The 18,257-nt window shown below is 59.5% G+C and carries 14 protein-coding genes, 1 tRNA gene and 2 pseudogenes; 11 read left to right on the forward strand and 6 right to left on the reverse strand.

Going from position 1 to position 18,257, the window contains the following annotated elements; all coding sequences use genetic code 11:
* Positions 1-8 precede the first annotated feature (8 nt).
* The 5 genes and pseudogenes from hmgA to ELH03_RS38620 all read left to right on the forward strand — a co-directional run bounded on the left by hmgA (position 9) and on the right by ELH03_RS38620 (position 4,692).
* Positions 9-1,370 (forward strand): homogentisate 1,2-dioxygenase, encoded by a 1,362-nt coding sequence (gene hmgA / locus ELH03_RS07655; protein WP_128403031.1) that lies wholly within the window; start codon positions 9-11, stop codon positions 1,368-1,370.
* Between the two features lie 40 nt (positions 1,371-1,410).
* Positions 1,411-2,436, forward strand: a complete 1,026-nt coding sequence (locus tag ELH03_RS07660) for a fumarylacetoacetate hydrolase family protein (RefSeq protein WP_128412145.1) — start codon at positions 1,411-1,413, stop codon at positions 2,434-2,436.
* Positions 2,433-3,065, forward strand: a complete 633-nt coding sequence (gene maiA, locus ELH03_RS07665; protein WP_128403029.1) for a maleylacetoacetate isomerase — start codon at positions 2,433-2,435, stop codon at positions 3,063-3,065. The genes ELH03_RS07660 and maiA overlap by 4 nt, the downstream gene beginning before the upstream one ends.
* A gap of 64 nt (positions 3,066-3,129) precedes the next feature.
* Positions 3,130-3,342 (forward strand): annotated as a pseudogene (locus ELH03_RS07670) (hypothetical protein); the annotation flags it as partial.
* An 81-nt stretch (positions 3,343-3,423) separates the two neighbouring features.
* A pseudogene (locus tag ELH03_RS38620) lies at positions 3,424-4,692 on the forward strand (patatin-like phospholipase family protein).
* A 261-nt stretch (positions 4,693-4,953) separates the two neighbouring features.
* On the opposite strand, the gene ELH03_RS07680 reads toward ELH03_RS38620, so the two are convergent.
* Complete coding sequence (locus ELH03_RS07680) at positions 4,954-8,769, reverse strand: vitamin B12-dependent ribonucleotide reductase (protein WP_128403028.1); 3,816 nt, start codon at positions 8,767-8,769, stop codon at positions 4,954-4,956.
* Positions 8,770-8,890: 121 nt separating this feature from the next.
* Between ELH03_RS07680 and ELH03_RS37325 the strand changes: the two genes are divergently transcribed.
* On the forward strand, positions 8,891-9,172 hold the full coding sequence (locus ELH03_RS37325; RefSeq protein ID WP_164902102.1) for a hypothetical protein: 282 nt from the start codon (positions 8,891-8,893) through the stop codon (positions 9,170-9,172).
* 291 nt (positions 9,173-9,463) lie between these two features.
* Here the strand turns inward: ELH03_RS37325 and ELH03_RS07690 are convergent, their stop codons facing one another.
* From ELH03_RS07690 to ELH03_RS07705, 4 genes are all read right to left on the reverse strand, one after another.
* Positions 9,464-10,054: a hypothetical protein gene (locus ELH03_RS07690; RefSeq protein WP_128412144.1), complete on the reverse strand. Its 591-nt coding sequence runs from the start codon at positions 10,052-10,054 to the stop codon at positions 9,464-9,466.
* A 296-nt stretch (positions 10,055-10,350) separates the two neighbouring features.
* Positions 10,351-10,845 (reverse strand): xanthine phosphoribosyltransferase, encoded by a 495-nt coding sequence (gene gpt, locus ELH03_RS07695; protein WP_128403025.1) that lies wholly within the window; start codon positions 10,843-10,845, stop codon positions 10,351-10,353.
* Positions 10,846-11,026: 181 nt separating this feature from the next.
* A complete protein-coding gene (locus tag ELH03_RS07700) occupies positions 11,027-11,869 on the reverse strand; it encodes a universal stress protein (RefSeq protein ID WP_128403024.1) in 843 nt (280 codons plus the stop codon).
* Positions 11,870-11,977: 108 nt separating this feature from the next.
* Complete coding sequence (locus ELH03_RS07705; protein ID WP_128412143.1) at positions 11,978-12,754, reverse strand: competence/damage-inducible protein A; 777 nt, start codon at positions 12,752-12,754, stop codon at positions 11,978-11,980.
* Between the two features lie 300 nt (positions 12,755-13,054).
* On the opposite strand from ELH03_RS07705, the gene wrbA reads away from it, so the two are divergent.
* Positions 13,055-13,651, forward strand: coding sequence for an NAD(P)H:quinone oxidoreductase type IV (gene wrbA / locus ELH03_RS07710; RefSeq protein ID WP_017993703.1), 597 nt, complete (start codon positions 13,055-13,057; stop codon positions 13,649-13,651).
* A 217-nt stretch (positions 13,652-13,868) separates the two neighbouring features.
* Positions 13,869-13,953, forward strand: a tRNA-Leu gene (locus ELH03_RS07715).
* Positions 13,954-14,241: 288 nt separating this feature from the next.
* Here ELH03_RS07715 and ELH03_RS07720 read toward each other — a convergent pair.
* Positions 14,242-14,676, reverse strand: a complete 435-nt coding sequence (locus ELH03_RS07720; protein WP_128403022.1) for a VanZ family protein — start codon at positions 14,674-14,676, stop codon at positions 14,242-14,244.
* 137 nt (positions 14,677-14,813) lie between these two features.
* Here ELH03_RS07720 and ilvA point away from each other — a divergent pair, with 137 nt between their 5' ends.
* The 3 genes from ilvA (at position 14,814) to ELH03_RS07735 (ending at position 17,936) form a co-directional block, all read left to right on the forward strand.
* Positions 14,814-16,064 (forward strand): threonine ammonia-lyase, encoded by a 1,251-nt coding sequence (gene ilvA, locus ELH03_RS07725; protein WP_128412142.1) that lies wholly within the window; start codon positions 14,814-14,816, stop codon positions 16,062-16,064.
* 37 nt (positions 16,065-16,101) lie between these two features.
* Positions 16,102-16,428 (forward strand): HlyU family transcriptional regulator, encoded by a 327-nt coding sequence (locus tag ELH03_RS07730; RefSeq protein ID WP_128403020.1) that lies wholly within the window; start codon positions 16,102-16,104, stop codon positions 16,426-16,428.
* 236 nt (positions 16,429-16,664) lie between these two features.
* Positions 16,665-17,936 carry a GGDEF domain-containing protein gene (locus tag ELH03_RS07735; protein WP_128403019.1) on the forward strand — a complete coding sequence of 424 codons (1,272 nt, stop codon included), beginning with the start codon at positions 16,665-16,667 and terminating at the stop codon, positions 17,934-17,936.
* The last annotated feature ends 321 nt before the right edge of the window (positions 17,937-18,257 follow it).

Raw genomic sequence — 18,257 nt, forward strand, 5'->3', positions numbered from 1 at the left:
GTTGAGCAATGGACCAGACATCGATCCAGACGTCCGACGGTGAAGCCGCGACGGCAAACAAGCTGAAATATATGCCGGGATTCGGCAATGACTTCGAAACCGAGTCGCTGCCCGGCGCCTTGCCGCAGGGCCAGAACAGTCCGCAGAAATGCAATTACGGCCTTTATGCCGAGCAGCTTTCCGGCTCGCCGTTCACCGCGCCGCGCGGCACGAACGAAAGATCCTGGCTTTATCGCATTCGCCCGAGCGTGCGTCATACCCGCCGCTTCTCCAACGCGTCTTATCCGCTCTGGAAAACCGCGCCGTGCCTGGACGAACATTCGCTTCCGCTCGGCCAGCTTCGCTGGGATCCCATCCCCGCACCCTCGGAGAAGCTGACGTTTCTCGAGGGGGTGCGGACCGTCACGACGGCAGGCGATGCCACCACCCAGGTGGGGATGTCAGCCCATGCCTACGTCTTCAATGAGGACATGGTCGACGACTACTTCTTCAACGCCGACGGTGAACTGCTGATTGTGCCGCAGCTCGGCGCCATCAAAGTGTTCACCGAAATGGGCATCATGGATGTCGAGCCCCTGGAAATATGCCTCATCCCGCGCGGCATGATGTTCAAGATTCTGAAGGGCGGCGAGCAGACGGTCTGGCGTGGATATATATGCGAGAACTACGGCGCGAAATTCACCCTGCCGGACCGCGGACCGATCGGCGCCAACTGCCTGGCAAATCCGCGCGACTTCAAGACACCCGTTGCCGCTTTCGAGGATAAGGAAACGCCTTGCCGCGTGCATGTGAAGTGGTGCGGAAAATTCTATGTCACCGACATCGGCCACTCGCCCCTCGATGTGGTCGCCTGGCACGGCAATTACGCCCCGTTCAAATACGACCTGCGGACATTTTCTCCGGTCGGCGCCATCAGCTTCGACCATCCCGATCCGTCGATCTTTTCGGTACTGACCGCGCCCACCGAAGATGCCGGCACGGCAAATGTCGATTTCGTGATTTTTCCGCCGCGCTGGCTGGTCGCCGAACACACCTTCCGTCCGCCTTGGTACCACCGCAACATCATGAGCGAGTTCATGGGCCTGATCCACGGCCAATATGACGCCAAGGAGGAGGGCTTCGTGCCGGGCGGTATGAGCCTGCACAACATGATGCTTCCCCATGGGCCGGATGCGCTCGCCTTCGAAAAGGCATCCAACACCGAACTCAAGCCCGTGAAGCTTGATCACACCATGGCCTTCATGTTCGAGACCAGGTACCCGCAGCAACTGACCAAATACGCAGCCGAACTGGAAACGCTGCAGGAAAATTACCTCGAATGTTGGGACGGCCTGGAACGCAAATTCGACGGAACCCCCGGGCTCAAGTGATGCATCAAGCAAAGACACCCTCCGGCACTGGAATCAAGATATGAAGCTTGCGACCTTGAAGGACTCCACGAGGGACGGCCGGCTCGTCGTCGTTTCCCGCGACCTGACCCGCTGTTCGGAGGTCGGTCACATTGCCCGGACCCTGCAGGCGGCGCTCGACGACTGGGAGCATGTGGCTCCGAGACTTCAGCTGATTGCCGAAGGCGTCGAGACCGGAGCCCAGCCGACGATCCGGTTTCACGAACATGACGCTACGTCACCTTTGCCGCGGGCCTACCAATGGGCCGATGGTTCCGCTTACGTCAACCATGTCGAACTGGTGCGTAAGGCGCGCGGCGCCGAGATGCCTGCAAGCTTCTGGACCGATCCGCTGATCTATCAAGGCGGGTCGGACGCTTTCCTCGCGCCGCGCGATCCGATCGTGGCGGTTGACGAGGCTTACGGGATCGACATGGAAGGCGAGGTCGCGGTCATCACCGGCGACGTTGACATGGGTTGCAGCCCGGAAGCGGCGCGCGGCGCCATCCGCCTGCTGATGCTCGTCAACGACGTGTCGCTGCGCGGTCTGATCCCGGGCGAACTGGCAAAGGGATTTGGTTTCTTCCAGTCGAAGCCGGCATCGGCATTTTCTCCGGTCGCGGTGACGCCGGACGAGCTCGGAGAGGCCTGGGACGGCGGCAAGCTACATCTTCCGCTGCTGGTGAGCTTGAACGGCAAGCCATTCGGCAAAGCCAACGCCGGTATCGACATGACCTTCGATTTTGGCCAACTGATCGCCCATGCCGCCAAAACCCGTAACCTCCTGGCCGGAACGATTATCGGCTCGGGAACAGTGTCCAACAAGCTCGACGGCGGCCCCGGCAAGCCGGTGGAAGAGGGAGGAGACGGCTACTCCTGCATCGCCGAACTCAGGATGATCGAGGCCATCGACACCGGATCCCCGAGGACTCCCTTCATGAAGTTCGGGGATCAGGTCCGCATAGAGATGAAGGATAAGGCCGGTCATTCGATCTTCGGGGCGATCGAGCAGACTGTCGAAAAATACCAACGGGCCGACCCGCGATGAACGAGGTCGTTCTTTACGACTACTGGCGATCATCGGCGAGCTATCGCGTCCGCATCGCGCTCAATCTCTTGGGCATCGATTATAAGACCGTGCCCATCAACCTGCTGGAGGGCGCGCACAGGACGCCGGACTATCTCACGCTCAACCCGCAGGGCTTCGTGCCGACATTGGTGATCGACGGGAAAACACTGACCCAGTCGCTGGCAATCATCGAATATCTGGCCGAGCTTCGGCCGGAATGCGGATTGTTGCCACCTGACATTGCCGATCGCCAGAAAGTCCGCGCCCTTGCCTATGCGGTCGCCATGGACATCCATCCGATCTGCAACTTGCATGTCGTGTCGCATCTGATGACCATGACGGATAAGGCCGATGCCCGCGAGGAATGGATGAAGCATTTCATTGCCGACGGACTGCGCAAACTGGAAGCCACGATCGGCGAATTTGATGGAGCATTCAACTTTGGCGACAGGCCGACGATGGCGGATCTCTGTCTGGTTCCACAGGTCTACAACGCCCGCCGCTGGGGAGTAGATATGACCGCTTTCAAAGGCATCGTCGATATCGACGCCAAATGCGCCAAACTGCCGGCATTTCAGGCGGCGCATCCTGACCGCGTGAAACCGTAGCTTCATTGCGATAAAACTCGGATCAAGTCCGAGGACAGGAATGAGGGAGCAGAGAGCGTATAGCAATCGGTTGATCCATCAGTGGACAGGACTGGACGACATCTGCCGCGGCCGCACCGATCGCTACGGCATCGAGACGGAGCGGGCCTGCAAACGACGCGATCAGATCGGTCCGCTGCTCGATCGCGTCGACTGGTGCTATGGCCATAACGATGGACCCGAGAGCGATAAGATGTGGCACAAATGCGATGCCAATTCCAACAGGTATGAAGAGTAAGGATCGCCGGTCCACGGGCGAGGTGCGGTAGTCTGAAGGACGGGATCTGTGGGAAATTCATATTTTTGAGTGAGGCCGAGCATGTCAGAAGACGACCAACCCGACGAAAACACGGTCTTGTCGGGACCCGGCGAACCCGAGAAGCCTGTGGAGCGCTATCAACTCGGCCTTTGCCTTTCGGGCGGAGGCTATCGGGCCATGCTTTTCCATGCAGGATCGCTTTCCAGGCTCAACGAGGCCGGTCTTTTGGCGAAGCTCGACATGATTTCGTCGGTCTCGGGCGGATCTATCGCATCCGGCCTGCTAGCCTATGTGTGGCCACGGCTGATCTTCGAGAACGAGGTCGCCGTCAACTTCAAGACTGAATACCTCAATCGCATTCTGGCCTTCAGTCAGGTGTTCGCGGATGGGCCGTGCTTCCTGAAGGGCGTGTTCAACCCCTTCTCGAGCGCGGCGGAGGAAGCCGCTAAACTCTACGAGCGGCATCTCTTCGACGGAAAATCACCAAGCCTGAGCGATCTTCCGAGATCGCCTTGGTTCGTATTTTGCTCCAGCAATCTCAGCACCGGTTCACTCTTCCGGATGTCGAACCGCTATCTCGCGGATTACAGGATCGGGGTGTCGTTTCATCCGACACTTTCGCTCGCGACCGCGGTTGCCGCTTCGGCGGCATTCCCGCCCGTGCTGTCACCGCTGCGATTGGACCTGTCGCAGTTTTCCTGGAAGAGGGAAAAGCTCGATGATACCGTTGGCGAACCGGTTGCTCCGGGCAGGGCAATATTGAGCGACGGCGGCGTTTAAGACAATCATGGTATCGAGCCGGCGCTGAAACGCTGCGACTGCCTGCTTGTCAGCGATGCCGGGGCGCCTTGGCGATCCTCGAGCCGCGGATACTGGAACTATCTCTCCCAGCTCAAGCGCGTTCTCGATACGACCGACAATCAGGTGCGGTCGTTGAGGCGCCGAGACCTGATCGGTGGCTTCAAGGCCGCAAAACAGGCTGATAGGCTTGGCCTCGACGATCTCGCGAAATCGGCTCTGCGCGCGAGAACGCGCGGCGTCTATTGGTCGATCGACAGCAAGGACGTCGAGCTCAAGCCCTACGCGTCCTACACGCTGCCGCCGTCGTCGGTCGTTCCCTCGGAGGTCGGCACCTATCTCCATTTCCTGGGTGCGAAGGAGACGGAGCATCTGACGAACTGGGGGCACTACGTGTGCGACGCGATGCTCAACCGGTTCTATCAATCGCCCTTGGCTCCATCGTCCGGCCCGCCATTGGTTGCCGGAAGCGTGAAGCCGGCTTGGGCGGCGAGGGCCAGCAAGCGCCTGTTCGACTTTCTTCCCTTTTAAACGAAGGCCGGGGGCCGGCTAAAGCGAGGCCAGCGGGATCCGGCGAGATTGCCCCAGCAGTCGAAAATCCTACATTAAGCCTGAGGAAGAACGAACGTATCGCCCGGTACGATGATCGGCTGTTTTTGGCTCCCTTCGGCCGCGAAGCTGAAGGGGCCTCAAAGTTCCAATTTCAATATTGTTTATGAAAGTATGAGAGGCCCGGTTGCCCGGACCTCCCACGATATTTTTAGAGCTGAAGAAAGAATAGGAAGAGCCTACTCAGCTGCACCCACTCGTTGCACCGCAGGTATCGCACTTCTCGCAGGTGCCATTCCGCACCATCGTGAAGTTCTGGCACTCCGAGCACATGTTGCCGGTATAGCCCTGCATGATCGAGCGCTGGCGGCGTTCGGCTTCCCGCTTCTTGGCCTCGGATTTCGCCGTTGCTGCGTCCGCTGCCGCCTTGTCGGAGAACAAGGCCGTTGCGTCGCTGGTGAGTTCCTCGGTCACCTCTTCGGCGATCTCTTCCGCCAATTCCTTGGCGCGCTCCTCGTAATCGCGCTTGAAGGCGACGATTTCGGAGGTGGAGACGGCAATCGTCGACTCCAGCTTGCGGGCAGCGCTGCCTGCAAAGGCAGTCACAGTGCCGGTGGAGGCGGCGCGGGCAGGGGCGGCGGTGGCCGCACCCTTGGGTTCGCCTGCCTGGCGTTCGCCGCCGGTGCCGGACACCAGCGTCGGCTTGTAGCCGCGGGTCCAGCCGGTGGAGAGCAGGTTGGTCTTGCCTTCCTGGATGCCCTTGCCGAGTGCCGTGTTCGAGAAGTCCGACGTATCGACATGCGCCAGGTCGTGGCGGCCGAGATAGGAGACGGCAAGCTCGCGGAAGACATAGTCGAGGATCGAGGTGGCGTTCTTGATCGCGTCATTGCCGATGACCATGCCGGCCGGCTCGAACTTGGTGAAGGTGAAAGCCTCGACATATTCTTCGAGCGGCACGCCATATTGCAGGCCGAGCGAGATGGCGATGGCGAAATTGTTCATCATCGCACGGAAGGCAGCGCCTTCCTTGTGCATGTCGATGAAGATCTCGCCGATGCGGCCGTCGCCGAATTCGCCGGTGCGGAGATAGACCTTATGTCCGCCGACGGCGGCCTTCTGGGTATAGCCCTGGCGGCGGTTCGGCAGCTTCTCGCGTTCGCGGGAAACACGCTCGATCACCCGCTCGATGATCTTCTCGGTGACGGTGACGGCCTGGGCGGCGAGGGGCGCCTGCAGCAGTTCCTCCAGCGCATCCTCGTCGTCTTCGTCCTCGATCAGCGAGGAATTAAGCGGCTGCGACAGCTTCGAGCCGTCGCGATAGAGCGCGTTGGCCTTGAGGCCAAGCTTCCAGGAGAGCATGTAGGCGTTCTTGCAATCCTCGACGGTCGCCTCGTTCGGCATGTTGATCGTCTTGGAAATCGCACCCGAGATGAACGGCTGGGCAGCCGCCATCATGCGGATATGGCTTTCCACCGAGAGGTAGCGCTTGCCGATCTTGCCGCAAGGATTAGCGCAATCGAAGACCGGCAGGTGTTCCGCCTTGAGGAAGGGCGCGCCTTCCAGCGTCATCGCGCCGCAGACATGGATGTTGGCGGCTTCGATGTCCTTCTTCGAGAAGCCGATATGGTCGAGCAGGCTGAAGCTCATGTCGGCGAGCTGTTCGTCGGAAACCTTCAGCGTATCCTTCAGGAAGTCGGCGCCGAGCGTCCACTGGTTGAAGACGAACTTGATGTCGAAGGCGCTCTTCAGCGCGGCATTGACGGCTTCGACCTTTTCGTCGGTGAAGCCCTTGGTCTTCAGCGTCGACGGATTGATCGCCGGCGCCTGGTTCAGATTGCCGTGGCCGACAGCATAGGCTTCGATCTCGGCGATCTGGCTTTCCGAATAGCCGAGCGTGCGCAGCGCGTCGGGCACGGCGCGGTTGATGATCTTGAAGTAGCCGCCGCCGGCGAGCTTCTTGAACTTGACGAGGGCAAAGTCGGGCTCGATGCCGGTGGTGTCGCAATCCATGACGAGACCGATCGTGCCTGTGGGCGCGATGACCGAGACCTGGGCATTGCGGTAGCCATGCTGTTCACCAAGCTCGAGCGCCTTGTCCCAGGCCGATTTGGCGTGGGCGACGAGATCCTGGTCTGGGTTTTCCGAATGGATCAGCGCGACCGGGTTGATCGACAGCGCTTCATAGCCGGAGCTCTCGCCATGCGCCGCACGGCGATGGTTGCGAATGACTTTGAGCATGCTCTCGCGGTTCGGCGCGAAATTCGGGAACGGGCCGAGCTCGGCAGCCATTTCGGCCGAGGTCGCATAGCAGATGCCGGTCATGATCGCGGTCAGCGACCCTGCGATGGCGCGGGCCTCAGTGGAGTCATAGGGAATGCCTGACGACATCAGCAGGCCGCCGATATTGGCGTAGCCAAGGCCGAGCGTGCGGTATTCGTAGGAGAGTTCGGCAATGCGCTTCGACGGGAACTGCGCCATCATGACCGAGACTTCGAGCACGACGGTCCACAGGCGAACCGCATGTTCGTAATCGGCGATGTTGATGCGCTTGGTGGCCTTGTCCTTGAACTGCAGCAGGTTCAGCGAGGCAAGGTTGCAGGCCGTGTCGTCGAGGAACATGTATTCCGAGCACGGGTTCGAGCCGCGGATCGGGCCGCCGGCCGGCGAAGTGTGCCAGTCGTTCATCGTCGTGTTGAAATGGATGCCCGGATCGGCCGAAGCCCAGGCGGCGTAGGAAATGGTTTCCCAGAGATCGCGGGCCTTCAGCGTCTTCATCACCCGGCCGTCCTTGCGGGCGGTCAGGTTCCATTCGCCATCATTCTCGACGGCGCGCAGGAAGTCGTCCTTGATCGAGACGGAGTTGTTGGAGTTCTGGCCGGATACCGTGAGGTAGGCTTCCGAATCCCAATCCGTGTCGTAGGTCTTGAATTGGAGATCCTTGTAGCCCTGGCGGGCGAACTGGATGACGCGCTGGACGTAGTTCTCGGGAACCTGGTCCTTCTTGGCGGCGCGGATTTCGCGCTTCAGGGCAGGGTTCTTGTTGGGATCGTAGCAATCGCCGTTGTCACCGCCTTCGCAGTTGAAGCAGGCCTTCATGATCGCCTTCAGATGCTTGGCGACGACCTTGGAGCCGGTGACGAGGGCTGCGACCTTCTGCTCTTCCTTGACCTTCCAGTTGATGTATTCCTCGATATCGGGATGGTCGATGTCGACGACCACCATCTTGGCGGCGCGGCGCGTCGTGCCGCCCGATTTGATGGCGCCGGCGGCGCGGTCGCCGATCTTCAGGAAGCTCATCAGGCCGGAGGAGCGGCCGCCGCCGGAAAGCTTTTCGCCTTCGCCGCGCAGCATCGAGAAGTTGGAGCCGGTACCGGAGCCGTATTTGAACAGGCGCGCCTCACGCACCCAAAGGTCCATGATGCCGCCTTCGTTGACGAGATCGTCCTCGACAGACTGGATGAAGCAGGCATGCGGCTGCGGGTGTTCATAGGCCGACTTGGACTTGGTCAGCTTGCCGGTGAAGGGATCGACGTAGAAATGGCCCTGGCCGGGACCATCGATGCCGTAGGCCCAGTGCAGGCCGGTGTTGAACCACTGCGGCGAGTTCGGGGCGACGCGCTGGGTGGCGAGCATATAGGCAAGCTCGTCCTTGAAGGCCGAGGCATCTTCCTCGGAGGAGAAATAGCCGCCCTTCCAGCCCCAATAGGTCCAGGTGCCGGCAAGACGGTCGAAGACCTGGCGCGCATCGATTTCGGAGCCGGTCTGCTCGTCCTTGGACAGGGCCTTCAGCGCAGCATCGTCGGGAACGGAGCGCCACAGGAAGGAAGGAACGTCGTTTTCCTCGACCTTCTTCAGCCGAGTGGGAACGCCGGCCTTGCGGAAATACTTCTGCGCCAGAACGTCGGTCGCGACCTGGGAGAACTGCGCGGGAACATCGATATTCTCGAGGCGGAACACGACCGAACCGTCAGGGTTCTTGATCTCGCTCGTCGCCTTGCGGAATTCGATATCCGCATAGGCGCCTTGGCCGGCCTTCGTGAAACGACGTTCGATGCGCATGGTCTTGACCTCGTGTTGGCGCCCGGTCCCCGCGACCTCGGCGCAAAATTCCTATCCGGCGGCACTTTGTCGTCGCGCAGCCAGTCTCGTTTCCGTATCGTGACAGGGGTGTCATCCGGAGATGACCTTCCTGTATCTTGTGGTGATGGTGGCTGCAAACACTAAATATAGTATTAACAGCTTATTATCGCCAGTCCCAATGTCACTTTTTTTGGAGGCTGAAAACCGCGCAAAAACCCTGTCAGGCCTGAACCGTTCCCGGTCCATCGCCCTGATTCTGCGTCCTAATTTTCAAAAGGGAACCGGGCTCGTTACCTCCGGTCCTGTCGCCGCCGCAACATCAGGAACAGTAAAGTTTGAAACAGCTGATTCCGTCAAGGGCTGGCTTTTAATTGATTGCTAACCACAACATGTTGTGGATGCGCCTGTGGAGATTGGGGAAAGCCGGGGAGCGCTGAAATTACAATGGCTTGCAGGTGTTGCCGGCTAAGGAAAAGGTCGGAACGGCAAAAAAGCGTCCTGCGGCAAATCTTGTGATGGCATTTCCGGCGCAAATGCGCATGGCGATTCGCAGAGGAAATCAGCGCCCTGAGAGCATGTCGCGCAAAACTGTAAAGCGGTTTTGCGGTAACGACGAGCGTTGGAAATAAAGACCTAAAGCGCGGGGAGCGAATCTGAAAGATTGCGACGCGCTTTAGAGCGCATCGATGGCGATGGTAGCGATGGCGACGCCAATCGGCCTGTTCTCTTCGTCCATGACGACGAAGCTCGCCTGCGTTTCGAGATTCTGGGTGGATTCGTTGCGTTCGGCCCGGTCGATGAAGATCTCCCGGGAGCTGTTGGCGAAGGTTCTGAGATATTTCTCCTCGTCGCCCTGCCAATAGTCGGCGGTGATGGTGCTCTGCCCGACATTCAGCCCATGCGAGTCAATGACGAAAAACTCGACGATCACCCCTTGCGAGGCGTCCTGCCTGGCTTTCAGATAGTGCGACACGGATTTGTCGAGCAGCAGCTTGACCATATGCAGGTGGTGCTGATCGACCTCCGACCGGTAGGTCTCGTCGAGCACGCGCATATCCATTTCGCTGACATTGTCGAATTTCGCGTTCTGCTCGGCAATGGCGTTCAGCACCAATGGCGTTTCCACTATTGGTCGGATCCGCTTCTCGACATAGTCGCGCACGAGGGGAATGTAGGCAGGCTCAGCGCGGACAGGCGCCAGCGGAAATAGAAAGGTCGCCAACCCGACGGTCACAACCGCTCCTATATGCCCCCACCGCGCCATCTTGCTTCCTTATATCGCATCGTTTGTTGCACGCTTTAAGCGCAATTTGACGCGATTCGCAGCTTCTTACAGCGCCGCGCGTCTTCTTTAGACGCGCTAAGGACGCTGTAACACTTTGAATTTCTGCATAATTTTATCCTTAAATCGATTCCGATTTAAGGAATTATGCAGTGTTTATGCGAATAAGATAAAATAGATGTGCAGATCCCGATAGCGGATTCAGAAAACCTCGCCGACAAAATCTGGAACAATTTCAAGTAGTAAATGCGAAGGTTGCGCGTTGCGATCGGTGGCGATCAGCGCGCGCCCTTGGCGATCGGCTCCTGATAGGTGAAGCCCATGTCCCAGGGGAAGTAGATCCAGGTATCCTGGCTCACCTCGGTGATGAAGGTGTCGACGGTCGGTACGCCCTTCGGCTTGGCATAGACGCAGGCGAAATGTGCCTTCGGCAGCATGGCGCGCACCTGTGCGGCGGTCTTGCCGGTATCCGTCAGGTCGTCGACGACGAGAACGCCTTCGCCGCCATTTTCCTGAAGTTCGGGCGCTATTCCCTTGAGCAGCACCATGTCCCCCTGGTTCACATAGTCATGATAGGACGCGACGCAGACGGTCTCGATCAGCCGGATGTTCAGTTCGCGCGAAATGATCGCAGCCGGAACGAGGCCGCCGCGGGTGATGCAGACGATCGCCTTGAACGTCTGATCAAGGCCGGCAAGCCGCCAGGCAAGCGCGCGCGCATCGCGGTGGAACTGATCCCAGGAAACGGGAAAGGCTTTATCGGGAAGGGACATCGGGCTGCTCCGCGGCATGAAAAAACGACACGCCGTTTGCCGGCGACCGGACGGGCTTGAAGCGGCGATTGGCAAAACGCAAATCGCGCAGCCGGAACTGCGCGAGATGGGGCCGAGGCTCGAAGCTGTCATCGGTCGCCGCAATTAGCGGGATTTGCCGGCAAAAGGCAAGAGCAGCCAATCAACGCGATAACAGGGTCAGCGCCGTCATCGATTGCAGCAGGGTCTTGGTCGTGCCACCAAAGATCATCTGCCAGAGCCAGGAATGCGTATAGGCGCCCATGACGAGAAGATCGATGCTGCTGTCCGAAAGCCTGTTTTCGATGACATGGGATGCGCTTTTGTCCACACTTTGCGCCGTCGAAAGCGTCGTCTTCACGCCATGACGCGCAAGCGTCGCGGCGATGTCGGCACCTGCGGTCAGCGGCGATTGCAGCGCCGTGTCGGCCGGATCGACCGAAAAGATCTCCACCTCGTCGGCGGCTTTGAGGATCGGCAGCGCGTCGAAGGTCGCGCGCGCCGCCTCCTTCGAGCCGTTCCAGGCGATAAGCACGCGCTTGATCGGCTTCGGCTGGCGGATGATATAGGGGATCATCAGCACCGGCCGGCCGCTTTCGAAGAGGAAACTGTCGACGTCGACGTGGCTGTCGGAAGGTCTGGCCGGGTCGGCCTGTGAGGCGATTAAGAGGTCGGCGCTGCGCGCACTTTCGATCAGCGGTGCGGAGCCGTATCCGGTTGATGTGGCAAAGCTGCGCCACTCGGAGGAAGCGCCTGATGCCTCCGCTTTCGCCCTGAAGATACGCTCGACCGCAATCGTTTCGCTATGCGCCATGTCCTGCAGCGCCTGCACGGCGACGGGATCGGGGATTTCCATCGGCGCCACCAGCGGCACGGCGGAGATGATTTCGGCATGCAGGCCGATCACATGGGCGCCGCTTTCAGCGGCCATGGCAAAGGCGAAATCGGCAACCGCGCCGCTATTGTCTGATGTATCGAGAATGGCGAGAATGGTTTTGTAAGACATATCAATTCTCCTTGCGCTGAAATGGCTTGCGCGAGGAAAGGAATGCACCGGACCGTTCTGCTGTTCCTTGATGGGGATCAAGGATGGTCCTGAGTTCCGGCGTTTCCCTCAAGCCTCGGCGGAATGGTTTTCGGCGATGTCCTTCCTCTGGCGGATGGCGTCGATCATCTCCCGGACTTCGGCGCCGGCCGCGTCGATTACCGCCTGCGAGCGACCGCGTACGACGATCTCGGTCGAGAATTTCTGGCCGACATAGCGCGGGTAGGAGCCGATGCTGGTTTCCGGATGTGCCTTCTGGATCGCGGTCAAGGGCGTGCCGATCTCGCCTTCGCCGTAAGGGCAGGCGATGGCGAGCGAAAGCACCGGCGTGCCGGTTCGAAGCGTCGGCAGCACATTGTCGACCATTGCCTGGAACACCTGCGGCACGCCGGCCATGACATGGACGTTGCCGATGATGAAGCCCGGCGCGGTCGAGACCGGATTGGCGATATGCACCGCCCCTCGCGGCATGCGCGCCATGCGTTGGCGCGCTTCGGTGAATTCCATCTCGCGGCGCCGGTACATCTCGGCAAGCAGCGTCATTGCCACTTCGTCATATTCGCAAGGCACGCCGAAAGCCTTGGAGATGGCATCGGCGGTGATGTCGTCATGCGTCGGCCCGATACCGCCCGAGGTGAAGACGTAATCATATTTGCCGCGAAGCGCGTTCAGCGCCTCGACGATCGCCTCCTCGTCGTCGGCGACGATGCGCACCTCCTTGAGATCGATGCCGGAAAGCGTGAGCAGATCGGCGAGATGGCCGATATTTTTGTCCTTGGTGCGGCCGGAAAGAAGTTCGTCGCCGATGGCGAGCATGGCGGCGGTGACGACGATGTCTTGGCTCATGGGATGTTCCGTGATCTGAGGCTGGTGAATAGGTAGTGCCGTTCGGCCGCTTTGCAAACAGCCAGAGCATGATGCCGAAAAATGCAAGCGGGCACAGCATTCAGATTTCAGGCCGAGCCAGCCGGAAATCTGAATGCTGTTCGGCGATAGGTTCATTTTTGCTGAAATGAAAACGCAAGTGAATTTTCGTCTACGGATGCTGAACACTGAGTTCTTCATGGCATGGCTGTGTTCGGATATAGGCGCTGATAGAACTCCCTCGGTCACGAAATTCAACCAGTGCTCCAAGGGAGATTGAAGATGGCGAAGGTTCTCGTCCTTTATTATTCGGCTTACGGCCATATCGAAACCATGGCCTACGCCGTTGCCGAAGGCGCGAAGTCGGCCGGTGCCGAGGTTACCGTCAAGCGCGTTCCGGAACTGGTTCCGGAAGACGTCGCCAAGGCTTCCTACTACAAGGTCGATCAGGCGGCTCCGATCGCCACCGTCGACGAACTGGCCGACTACGATGCGATCATCGTCGGCGCCGGCACCCGCTTCGGCACGGTCGCCTCGCAGATGCGTAACTTCTGGGATCAGACGGGCGGACTCTGGTTCGCCGGCAAACTCGTCGGCAAGCTCGGTTCGGTCTTCACCTCCTCGGCCACCCAGCACGGCGGCCAGGAATCGACCATCCTCGGCTTCATCCCCACCTTCCTGCACCAGGGCATGGTTGTTGCCGGCCTGCCTTACGCCTTCCAGGGCCAGATGGGCACCGAGGAAGTCAAGGGCGGCTCGCCCTACGGCGCTTCCACCATCACCAACGGCGACGGCTCGCGCCAGCCTTCCGAGATCGAGCTGGAAGGCGCGAAATATCAGGGCGCCCACATCGCCAAGCTTGCCGCCAAGCTCGCCTGATCTTCGGCACTGAAATGATAAAGGCGCGGCGGGCGTGAGGCTCGCCGCGTCTTTTCCGTTTCTCCCGCGACAGACCGGGCCCCTTGATCGGTCGCGGCTTTCCGGCGGAAAATGTGTGACGGATCATTCGGCGGTGCAACTGGCCAAGACAGGCATGATTTTTACGGCTTGCGGCTCTTCCCATCGCCCATGACGCAAGATATTGAAAACGCCGCAAGCGGGCGTGGCGAAACTGGTAGACGCAAGGGACTTAAAATCCCTCGGCCTTGGCTGTACGGGTTCGACCCCCGTCGCCCGCACCACCTTTATAATCCCGTTCGAATATGCTTGTATTATGCGTGTATATTGTGGATAAAAGCGCGCTATTGCTTGCATATGGCATTTTCGGTGCAAGGATTGCGCCGCGGCGGTGGAGTAAGTGTTGTCTTGTGGGAGTAAGACGATGGTTTACGATTGGAGTGGGGCAAGGACTAGGCGCATCCGCGTCTTCAAGACCAGTGTCGCGCTTGTTCTCGGAACTGCGATGGCCGCGATACCACTGTTCTTCTGGGCAGTGCAATTACGCGCTTTCTAGCCGATCCCGCTGATATTCAGCGTTCTGCGAACGGAAGGGCGTTTGGCGCCTTCGTATCGCGCCATTTGTTAATCACCCAGCCAGCCAGCAGACCGAGGGCTGTACCCATCGCCTTGATGCTCGCGTCATGCAGGCGCGGATGGCGGGTCGGCGCGAAATATTGCAGCCATTCGATGGCGAATGCGCCGACGATCAGCAGCACGGCCACCGTTTTCCATTGTTTCGGATAGGAAAGCGCGAAGGCGAGGCCGAGAAGTAGATAGGCAACCGCGCGGTCAACATCGACCATCGTGACTGTATCCGGCCTCTCTCCGATCGGCGAAACCGTGACGAAGATGATGAAGGCGAGCAGCAGCCAGGCGAGCGGTTTTGCGAATTTAAAGATCATCATAGCTTCATATAAGTGGCCGCCCTTTTCATTGACAGTTAAAATCAGTTCATGTGCCGCCAATTCGCGATTGGCTTAAGAAAGCCTTCTTCGGAGCGATCCGGTCCGGGAGCGAACCGGAAACGGCCGAAACGGGCTTTCTTTTGCCGGTTGGCCTGTGCCATAGCGGCGGTGGCTAATTGAGAGAATGGACCACGCCCGTGACGAAACTCGATGTCGAAAGCGCCGAAGAGGCGATGCGCAGCCTGTTTCCGGCAACGCCGCTGCAACTCAATGATCATCTTTCGGCCCGCTACGGGGCCGATATCTGGCTGAAGCGCGAAGATCTGTCGCCGGTGCGCTCCTACAAGATCCGCGGCGCCTTCAATTTCTTCCGCAAGGCGATCGGGCAGGGTGCTGCCGGCAAGACCTTCGTCTGCGCCTCGGCCGGCAATCACGCCCAGGGCTTTGCTTTCGTCTGCCGCCATTTCGGCGTGCCGGGCGTCGTCTTCATGCCGGTGACGACACCGCAACAGAAGATCGACAAGACCCGCATGTTCGGCGCCGAATTCATCACCATCCGGCTGTTCGGCGACTTCTTCGACCAGTGCTACCAGGCCGCGCGCGAACATGTGGAGGCAGTCGGAGGCGTCATGGTGCCGCCCTTCGACCATGCCGACATCATCGAGGGTCAGGCGACGGTGGCCGCCGAAATCATGCAGCAACTGCCGGAGGGCACGGTGCCGGACATGGTCGTCCTGCCGGTCGGCGGCGGTGGACTTGCTGCCGGCATCACCGGTTATCTCGACGGCACGGTGCCGAAATCGGCTTTCGTCTTCACTGAGCCAGCCGGCGCGCCGAGCCTTAAGCGCAGCATCGAGGCGGGCGCGGTGACGACGCTTCCCAAGGTCGACAATTTCGTTGATGGCGCCGCAGTGGCGCGCATCGGCGACCTGAATTTCGCGGCCCTTCGCGATTTTCCGACCGAGCAGGTGCAACTGATGCCGGAGAACGCCATCTGCGTCACCATTCAGGAGATGCTGAATGTCGAGGGCGTCGTGCTGGAGCCAGCCGGCGCCCTGTCGCTGACGGCGATCGCCGCGATGGACGGCCAAGCAATCCGCGGCAAGACCATCGTTGCCGTCGTCTCCGGCGGCAATTTCGATTTCGAGCGTCTGCCTGACGTAAAGGAAAGAGCCATGCGTTACGCAGGGCTGAAGAAATACTTCATCCTGCGGCTCGCGCAGCGCCCTGGCGCACTCCGGGATTTCCTCAATCTGCTCGGCCCCGACGACGATATCGCCCGCTTCGAATATCTGAAGAAATCGGCGCGCAACTTCGGCTCGATTCTGATCGGCATCGAAACCAAGGCGCCTGAGAATTTCGCCCGGCTGATCGGAAATTTCGAAGCAGCCGGCATGGGTTACGAGGATATTACCGAAAACGAGATCCTCGCCAACCTGATCATTTGACTTGGCGACAGCGATATCGCCGTGCTAAAGGCGGAGCATGGCTTCGTTCATTTCAAATATCTTTTCGATGTTCTCCGGCGGCAGCAAACCGGCGACGGAATCGGCAGGCCCTTCCGGCGAGCCGCAGCTTTACGGCGATTGCACGATCTATGCAGAGCCGCGTAGGGAGGGCAGCCAGTATCGCCTGGCCGGCCGCATCGAAAAGAAGGTCGGCGACGAGGTGCTGGTGCGCAATTTCATCCGCGCCGATCTGTTTACCTCCTCCGACGATGCGATCGAATGCACGGTGCGCAAGGCGCAGCAGATTATCGATCAGCATGGTTCGTCGCTCTTTGGTGACGGCGAGAAGCTTCGTCAGGTCTGAAATCGGGATCCGGGCATAGGTCCTTGATACCGGCTGTAACTATTCCTGTGTGTGATCCGGGTGCTCTCCAGCAAGCGCGTTCTCACTCACGCAATCTTAAAGGATTGCGGTGAAAGGTATCGCCTGCAGGATTTGCAGGACACCCCCGTGTTTGACTGTTTCGGACGATTGACCAAAGGATTCGTTGTCGCGATCACCGCGCCAGCAGGAGGCCGAACGTCCGGAGCCGAGGTCTCATGATGGAGACACTCAACCTCCTTCTCTTCGTCGTCGAAGCCATCGCCTATTTCGTGCTGATGGTGACGCTTCTGCATTTCCGTCATCGGCTCGGTCTCGGGGTTTTCCTGACGGCGCTCGGCGTCATGCATTTCATGGAGACCTATCTGGCGGCGGTCTTCTACGTCTCGCTGCCGTTTGGCGATGTGTCGCCGGGCTCATCGATCTTCTTTTCCGGCAAGCTGATGATGATCCTGATGCTTTACCTGCAGGAGGATGCGGCGACGGTGCGCCAGCCGATCTACGGCCTGTTCCTCGGCAACCTGCTCACCGTCGGTATTGCCTGGGTGCTGCAGTTGCACCAGCCGCTGCAGATGTCGACCAACCACACGCCTGACGTCGATTTTCTCAAGGAGATGGGCTGGCTGATGGTCTGGGGCACGGCGCTGCTCTATGTCGATTCGCTCGGCATCATCCTGCTTTACGAAAAACTCGGCGATTTCTTCCGCCGCCGCGTCGTCCTGCGTTTCCTGATTTCGGGCTTCGTGCTGCTGACCTTTGACCAGATCGGCTTCTTCGCCGCGCTGCATTACTTCCTGGATGTGCCGATCGCCGCATTCTGGGGCGGATGGAAGGCGAAAATGCTTGCCGTCTGCCTCTATGCGGCGATGTTTGCGATCTATGAGTATCGTGTTCGCCGTATCGGCGTAGCCGGGTCCGCACGCTCGATTAGCGACGTATTCGGCGACCTGACGTTTCGCGAGCGCTACAACGATCTTCTTGAGCGCACCGGCCGCGACATGCTCACTGGCGTCTACGATCGGACGCGCATGGAAATGGAAGCGCCGCTGATGCTGCTGGAGGCACTGAAGCAGGGGTTGTTCGCTACCGTCCTCATTATCGACGCCGATCACTTCAAGGATGTCAATGACGGCTACGGCCATCTCCAGGGCGACGAGGTGCTGAAGGCGATAGCCGCTCGGCTCGGTACGACGCTGCGTTCCAGCGACCGCGTTTTCCGCTTCGGCGGTGAGGAATTCGTTGCCGTTTGTCCGGGCACCGACCACGAAGAAGGTCTGTTGCTTGCCGAGCGACTGCGTTGGACGATCGCGACCAGCGTCAAAACGCCGGATGACAGGCCGGTCACGGTCAGTATCGGCGTTGCGACCGCCGATGAGGACGGCGTCGATTTCACCGCCGTGCTGACGGCTGCCGACGGCAGGCTCTACGCGGCAAAGAAGAGCGGCCGCAACTGCGTCGTCGGCCGCTCCGGCGTCGTGAAACTCAGTTAGCTCGGCTAACTCAGTTAGCCCGGCGAACTCAGTTAGCCCGGCTAACTGAGTTAGCCCGGCCAGCCCCATAGCTATTCCTCGAGAATTCGCATCGATGCTGATGGCGTGCGAGGTCGCGGACGTCGGGAGCGGGCTTCCTAGTCATCGATCGATACAGCGCGGCGGCCGGGGATGTTGAGGATGTTGAGGATGTTGCTTAAACCGAAACATCTGTCTATCGATCTATGTCTTTTCAATAGGTTATGAGCAATATAAAAACGGCTTGTTCGTAAAATGCAAACGTGATCTCCATTGCGGAAATATCCCAGATCAGTTTTCCTG

Origin of the sequence: Rhizobium beringeri, assembly GCF_004306515.1 — a bacterium.
Lineage (GTDB): Bacteria > Pseudomonadota > Alphaproteobacteria > Rhizobiales > Rhizobiaceae > Rhizobium > Rhizobium beringeri.